This is a genomic window from Nostoc sp. CMAA1605, from assembly GCF_021596505.1.
In the GTDB taxonomy this organism is placed as follows: Bacteria; Cyanobacteriota; Cyanobacteriia; order Cyanobacteriales; family Nostocaceae; genus Trichormus.
This window is the reverse complement of sequence record NZ_PJIZ01000098.1, coordinates 24,460-31,452: the sequence shown is the minus strand read 5'-3', so window position 1 is coordinate 31,452 and position 6,993 is coordinate 24,460. Positions and strand designations below refer to the sequence as shown.

Here is a 6,993-nt window from a genome sequence, read left to right as displayed (position 1 = left end):
TAGGGAGTAAATGCGCCAGGATTATCCACTTCCAGTCTTCTAGCCAACTTTGGGCTGCTTCATAGCCACCGATAGTGTGATGATCGGTAATCGCTAAACCTTTTAAACCAATTGCGATCGCTTGTTCCATCAACACATTTGGCTGCAATTTCCCGTCTGAGTGGACGGTGTGCATATGAAAATTAAATAACCTTGGACAACTTTGGGCATCTATATTCTGAAACACTTCTTCTAAGAGTTCACAATTCACAGATGTCCGGGCAAAATTTACAACCATAACCCCTCTGAATAAAAATACGTGATTCCTTCACACCAACACGCCAAATCCAGAAATGAGTACCTTGCAGCACTTGTCACTAGTGCCGAAAGCTATTTTCTCCGTTTTATCAGTCAGATTTTTTCAATATGTTAAGACTACGTTAGCAAATCTAAATGCTAACGGTCATGAGTATATTCAATTGCCATCATAAGTAGTAGTAACAAATGTTTGTTTCTCCGTTTTTACTTACTGAAACGATAACTGACGTAATTCTTACTGTGTAAGTATCACAGTAGGAGCGTCCTGCCCTAACATTGAGTATTTTAGTTAATTATTGGTATCAAAATTAACTTTCATCACAACCCTACTAACGTTCCTTCACCAGCTATGACTTCACCAATCGCAAAAGCTGAAATATCCTTGGTGGCAAAAAATTCAATTGTCTGTTCTACTTGTTGGGGTGGGATGAGTAGTACAAAACCAACTCCCATGTTGAAAGTGTTATACATCGCTTCCGCACTTACAGAGCCAGCCTGAGCCAACCATTGGAAAATCGGGGGAATTGTCCAACTTTTGGGGTTAATTTGCATAGATTGACCTTGAGCCAAACACCTGGGTAAATTTTCTGGTAAACCCCCCCCTGTAATATGTGCCATCCCGTGAATGTCTATACCTGCTTGTCGTGCCGCTAAAACAGGTTTTACATAGATGCGTGTAGGTTCTATAAATGTGGCACCGATAGTTGCACCACCTAACAATTCTGGTGTATCGTCCCAGCTAAAACCACCATCTTGGACAATCTTTCTGACTAAGCTTAAACCATTGCTATGGACACCGGAACTAGCCAATGCGATCGCCACATCTCCCACTTGCACTTGAGAACCGTTAAGCATTTGGCTTTTTTCTACGATTCCCACACAAAAACCCGCCAAGTCATATTCTCCCACCGAGTAGAAACCAGGCATTTCGGCCGTTTCTCCTCCCAATAAAGCACAACCAGCCAGTTGACACCCTGATGCAATTCCAGCTACTACCTGCGTCAGTTGCTCTTTATCTAACTTACCTGTGGCAACATAATCAAGAAAGAATAAGGGTTCTGCTCCTGATGTCAACACATCATTGACACACATAGCCACTAAATCAATCCCAACGGTGTCATGACGGTTGAGAACTTGAGCAATTTTGAGCTTTGTTCCCACACCATCGGTACCAGAAACTAGTACAGGTTGTTTGTAACCACCAGGGATTTCAAAACAACCCCCAAAACCGCCCAAACCACCAATTACTTCTGGTCTAAAAGTGCTGTGAACTAAATTGCGAATTTGATCAACAAAAGCTCTACCAGCTTCTACATCAACACCTGCGTCCCGATAATCCATAGTCAATAGTCAATAGTCAATAGTCAATAGTCAACAGTCATTAGGGAACAGGGAACAGAATCTTTAATTTTGAATTTTGAATTTTGAATTTTGAATTTTGAATTGATCCGTCCCCAATCCCTAAAATACTTCTTCCTCAATACCACGCCACCATTCACCTAAATTCATCAGGTCTTGGTGGATGTCTGCTAATTCGTTGGCGTATTCGTCCTCTGAAATCAAGTCTTTGCGTTCTTGGAGTTTTTTGAGCCGCAACTGCACTAATAACCAGGGTTTGGCTATGCTATCGGTGGCTTCCATGTATCTTGCGAGTTCTTGACTGTTCATTTTCTAGAATTTTCCGCTATTTCGTTAATATCAAGGTAATTTTAAGGATTTAGGACGATGCTGCGTCTGGTTTTTGGCGATCGCTCAAGGTGAATCCTTAACTATATCGCTATACATTACTAATTAGAGAATAAAACAGCCACGATTTAAGTCGTGACTGTTGCTTTATGGAAATTTTGAGTAAAACTGCAAAAATTACTGCAAATTAAGCTTTAGCTAAGTTTTCTGCAACAAAGTCCCAGTTTACCAATTGATCTAAGAAGTTTTTGATAAATGCTGGACGAGCATTTCTAAAATCAATGTAGTAGGCGTGTTCCCAAACATCTATGGTGAGCAGTGCTTTTTTACCATGAGCTAGAGGGTTCTCAGCATTTGGTGTTTTTATTACTTTGAGTGTACCACCATCGTCAACCAACCAAGCCCAGCCACTACCAAATTGAGTTGCAGCCGCATTAGAAAATTCTTCTTTGAATTTGTCGAAGCTACCAAAATCTCTATCAATTTTAGCAGCTAAGTCGCCGGTAGGTGCGCCACCACCTGCGGGTTTTAAGGAATTCCAGAAGAAGGTGTGATTCCAAACTTGCGCGGCGTTGTTGAAAATCCCTGCTTTGGAGGGGTCTTTAAAGGAAATTTGGATGACTTCTTCTAGGGATTTATCAGCTAACTCTGTACCTTCGGTCAGCTTGTTGAGGTTATCTACATAAGCTTTGTGATGCTTACCATAGTGATACTCGAAGGTTTCAGCTTTCATGCCATATGGCTCTAAAGCATTAGAGTCGAAAGGTAAGGGGGGTTGAGTGAATGCCATTTTGTGAAGTCCTCTCTTTACTGTTTTCCAGTTGAAACCTATTGCGGCAGCTTAGGAAATTACAGGTCTTGTGTCTACCGTTTTTATATCCCTAATACTTAGGATATAAAACTTAACATCGTCATTCTACTACCAAAGTGAATATTCGTACCCAATATTTTTTAAATCAGCCGAATTAGGAAGAATAGTTATTCATACGGCAATTCTGTTTGATTCTATCAGCATACCGACTTAGAGAGGGAACTGTTAAGGCAGGAGGGATAACAGGAGAGCGATGAAATGGAATTGTGAAGTGCTACTAATACTCTAGTCAAATTTTGCTCAAATCTGAAGTATAAAAATCATCCTTTAGTCAGATGATTTTATCGGCAGAAGCTTTAAAATGTTATATACGAAACTTTTTTAAAAGTTAATTAGGGTTGACTCTTCAATTTATGTAAATGTCCACAACCATTTGCTTTTATTCCTCAAATTGCTAGTTTGGGTTTTTCGTGGGGAACAGAGAAACGGAACAGGACAGATAGAGGTGTGCTGAATGCTTGAGAAACTCAAACGCCAACCACGCCTCTGTCCATAGATATGAAAACAGGGAGTAAGTTTTAAATGCCTTACTCCTTGAAATTTCTGATATGGGGGAAGAGGAAAAAGGTGGAAATTTTTCCTGTAATCTCAAAAGCCAACAATTTTTACTGGGAAAAACATTGCTGATAGTAGTTAACAATCTGTTTTGTCACATCTGAGATACTCAGTCCATCTGTTGACAGTTCGATCGCGTCTGGGGCTTTTTGCAAGGGGGAAACTTTGCGGGTGCTGTCTTTCCAATCGCGTTCAGCAATGTCTTTTTCTAGTTGTTCTAGACTGACCGTCGGTTGACCTTGTTTTTGGAAATCCTGTAGCCGACGACGGGCGCGTTCGCTAACGGAGGCGGTTAAGAAGATTTTGATTTCAGCATCAGGGAAGACATGAGTACCAATGTCTCTACCTTCAGCCACTAACCCGCCTTTTCTCCCCCAAATTTGCTGCTGTTTTACCAAGGCTTCCCGGACAGCACTTTGGGCAGCGATCGCGGATACTTGAGAGGTAACAGCAACAGAACGAATGGCTTGAGTAACATCATTGCCATCGATCCAAACCCGCACCGGAGATTGTAAATCTGAGCTAGGAGTCAGTTCAATGTGACATTGATTTGCTAACTCGGCGATCGCACACTCATCATCAATGGCAATACCTTGTTCTAAAACTAGCCAAGTCATAGCCCGATACATAGCACCTGTATCTAGATAAACTAGACCCAAATTTGCTGCTACTTGACGGGCGACTGTGGATTTTCCCGCCCCAGCCGGCCCATCAATAGCGATGATAGGTTGGCGATCGCGCAAAATAATATTATCAATCAATCGTGTAGAACCAAGACGAGCGGCGATCGCTAGCATTCCTTCCTCCGTAATTTGATTTAAAGACATTAATGTATTTGGTTCAACTAATTCAATATATTCCACTGCTACTGTACTGACCTTGGCTAATTCTTGTTGTACTGCGGTTATGAGCTGATGGCGATCGCGTATACCTTTTTGAAACGCTACTTGAGCTTGTTGCAAACCACGATACAACATAGCAGCTTGCTGTTTTTCCTGAGCAGTCAAATACTGGTTACGAGAACTCAAGGCTAAACCAGAAGCTTCCCGCACTATCGGACAAGCAACAATCTCCATTGGCAAATTCAAATCAGTCACCAACTTTTTAATAATAGCTAGCTGCTGACCATCCTTTTGTCCGAAATAGGCTCGGTCAGGTTGTACTAAGTTCAAAAGCTTAGTCACAATCGTTGCCACACCCTGAAAGTGACCTGGTCGAGAAAGACCACACAAGCCAGATATCATAGCAGATGGAGGTATTACTTGTGTTACTGGAGATTCTTGTATATTATTCTGATTAATTCCCATTTCTTCCGGATCTGGTGCAAAAACTGCATCAACTCCAGCTTGCTCACATAATTTGCAGTCTTGCTCTAGAGTCCGAGGATAGCGGGCAAAATCTTCATTCGGGCCAAATTGCAGAGGATTAACAAAAATACTGACAATTACCGTAGAATTTTCTTGTCGCGCCCGTGTAATCAAGCTGAAATGGCCTTCATGCAAATTGCCCATAGTTGGTACTAGACCAATGGCTGTGGGATGCCAGTTAATCATTCCCTCTAGGGCGAGATCATCTGATTCTATCTGCTGATTTGCCCAGCGATGTTTATTGAGAAAGCAACGTAAAGCTGCAACTGTCGTCAACAGGCGCACAAAAATACCCCTAGTTCTTCTTTAGCATCTCCTCCGTTAGTTTATCTCTCAAACAGAAGGAAGAAACAGAATAACTAGGGGAATTAGGGATGGGGCATGGAGCATTGGGCATTGGGGTAAAATCTACCCAGTCCCCAATCCCCAGTCCCCAATAACCAATATTACCGACCTAGAACTTCGATTCTAACTGGTGCAATGCCGCTACCAATCATACCGAGAACTCTAGCTGCACCTGTGGATAAATCAATCACCCTACCCCGAATGTATGGGCCTCTGTCGTTGATTCGCACTATCACAGAACGACCGTTGCGGGTATTGGTGACGCGCACTCTGGTGCCGAAGGGTAAGCTACGGTGGGCTGCGGTCATGGCTTCGGAATTGAATCTTTCGCCGGTGGCAGTGGGTCTGCCGTGGAAACCTTGACCGTAAAAGGAAGCTATCCCTTGGAAGGTGAGTCTGATGTTGCTAGCAATTTGTTGGGGCAAATTGGCTACAGACCTTGATGCACCTGAACGGGATGGTAAGTTAGCAATTTCTTGAAGAGGAGAGGCGTTGCCGATAAGTCTTCGTAGGCGATTTGTGGCTTGCAACGCATCTTTGGCTAAGTCATTGGTGGTATCTGCCAGGCGGGTGTTTTGATTAATTTCCACCAATTCTTGGTTTTTGATTTTGATAGTGTAGCGATCGCCTGGCGGTTGTTGGTTGGAGACACCTTTGTTCTGGTTTTGATTTGCTCCGTTTTGTCCCTTCCAACTGACACTGATTTGATCAGCTTGCACATTATCCCGGATCATTTGGTTGATCCTCGCTGCCATTAGACTGGCTCTCTGCACTGGGTCATTTGGTAGCGAGCCGACTAGGATCTTGGCATCCGCTAAATTTCCTGCACTTGCTACCTGAACTGAGTCACTAGCATCACCAACTGCACCTAGTTTCTTTTGGGTGTCAACGGCCGATTTAGAACTCAAAAAGGTAATAACTGGAATGTTTCGGATATACAGAGTTGCCGCCCTCCGTCCTTCAACGTTATGAGTATGAATTCTCGTATTCACAACGTCATCTGAAGATTTTAATTCCCCCACCTTAACCACGTCACCGGCTGTTGCTTTGGATGCAACTAGTGAGTCGAGTTCGGTGGTTTGAGTCCGACCAATTGAGGGTGTCCCCAAAATGGTTAGAGATAGGGCGGCAATAGTCCACAAATGTCTTTGATTCATGCGTCCGATTTTAAAGCGACTGTAGAACAGCAGTTTCTTAGTTTGTGGGAGCTTGTTTCGTAAGTTACTTATTAGCAAACTCTCCTAAGATGCGAATCCGTTCCGCTTTTACTTTCTGTTTTATAACTGCAACAGACTAACACGAACTTTCAGGGTTGGGGATCAGGGTTTTAGCGTAGGAATGACCACCTTTTGAAAATTTAAGTTCCGCCAACAAGGTCAAAACCTTGTTCAAATGCGGATTTTGACCATGTATCCTTTTTTTCGGAATACTAGTTTTTTATTTACAAAACTTTACATTTTTTGGGTTTTGCGTTGTCTTGTCTTGGCTTTGTGTTTTACGTATAAATGTTTATAGCTTTAGTCGTATTTTACACACATAATTGAAACCTATTTAATTTATAATAATTTTATATACTACAAATTGACCTCAAGAAAACTACTGAAATAAATTTACTTTATACTTTTTTAACATTATTGCGTAAGGGTTTAAAATTAACGATTACAGCTCTTTAAATTCTATCTTTGGAACTAAATTTATATTTAAATTTATATATTTTTCATGATCCAAAATATGTAATAATACTTTGTATGTAGGTTAAAAATGTAGTTACAGTAACATCAAGCTCCAGTAATCATGAGTAACAAAAATTGCTACCACTTGTAGCAGAAGTTTGATTTACTCAAAATGCAGTTAATGTCAAAAAATTGCTTA

General features: G+C 41.6%; 6 protein-coding genes. All 6 read right to left on the bottom strand.

Annotation, left to right across the window (positions count from 1 at the left end):
• On the bottom strand, positions 1-277 hold a 277-nt coding region (locus CV014_RS24580; protein ID WP_442946941.1), incomplete at its 3' end, for a PHP domain-containing protein.
• A gap of 338 nt (positions 278-615) precedes the next feature.
• Positions 616-1,638, bottom strand: coding sequence for a phosphoribosylformylglycinamidine cyclo-ligase (gene purM / locus CV014_RS24575; protein WP_236144421.1), 1,023 nt, complete (start codon positions 1,636-1,638; stop codon positions 616-618).
• Between the two features lie 120 nt (positions 1,639-1,758).
• A complete protein-coding gene (locus CV014_RS24570) occupies positions 1,759-1,965 on the bottom strand; it encodes a hypothetical protein (RefSeq protein WP_103137022.1) in 207 nt (68 codons plus the stop codon).
• Between the two features lie 205 nt (positions 1,966-2,170).
• Positions 2,171-2,773: a superoxide dismutase gene (locus tag CV014_RS24565; RefSeq protein ID WP_236144420.1), complete on the bottom strand. Its 603-nt coding sequence runs from the start codon at positions 2,771-2,773 to the stop codon at positions 2,171-2,173.
• 686 nt (positions 2,774-3,459) lie between these two features.
• A complete protein-coding gene (locus tag CV014_RS24560) occupies positions 3,460-5,061 on the bottom strand; it encodes a bifunctional pantoate--beta-alanine ligase/(d)CMP kinase (RefSeq protein WP_236144419.1) in 1,602 nt (533 codons plus the stop codon).
• Between the two features lie 161 nt (positions 5,062-5,222).
• Positions 5,223-6,278: a septal ring lytic transglycosylase RlpA family protein gene (locus CV014_RS24555; protein WP_236144418.1), complete on the bottom strand. Its 1,056-nt coding sequence runs from the start codon at positions 6,276-6,278 to the stop codon at positions 5,223-5,225.
• Positions 6,279-6,993: the final 715 nt, after the last annotated feature.

Bases quoted from the DNA above. Each gene is read 5' to 3' on its own strand.
- purM (WP_236144421.1), bottom strand. From the start codon at position 1,638: ATGGATTATCGGGACGCAGGTGTTGATGTAGAAGCTGGTAGAGCTTTT.
- CV014_RS24570 (WP_103137022.1), bottom strand. From the start codon at position 1,965: ATGAACAGTCAAGAACTCGCAAGATACATGGAAGCCACCGATAGCATA.
- CV014_RS24565 (WP_236144420.1), bottom strand. From the start codon at position 2,773: ATGGCATTCACTCAACCCCCCTTACCTTTCGACTCTAATGCTTTAGAG.
- CV014_RS24555 (WP_236144418.1), bottom strand. From the start codon at position 6,278: ATGAATCAAAGACATTTGTGGACTATTGCCGCCCTATCTCTAACCATT.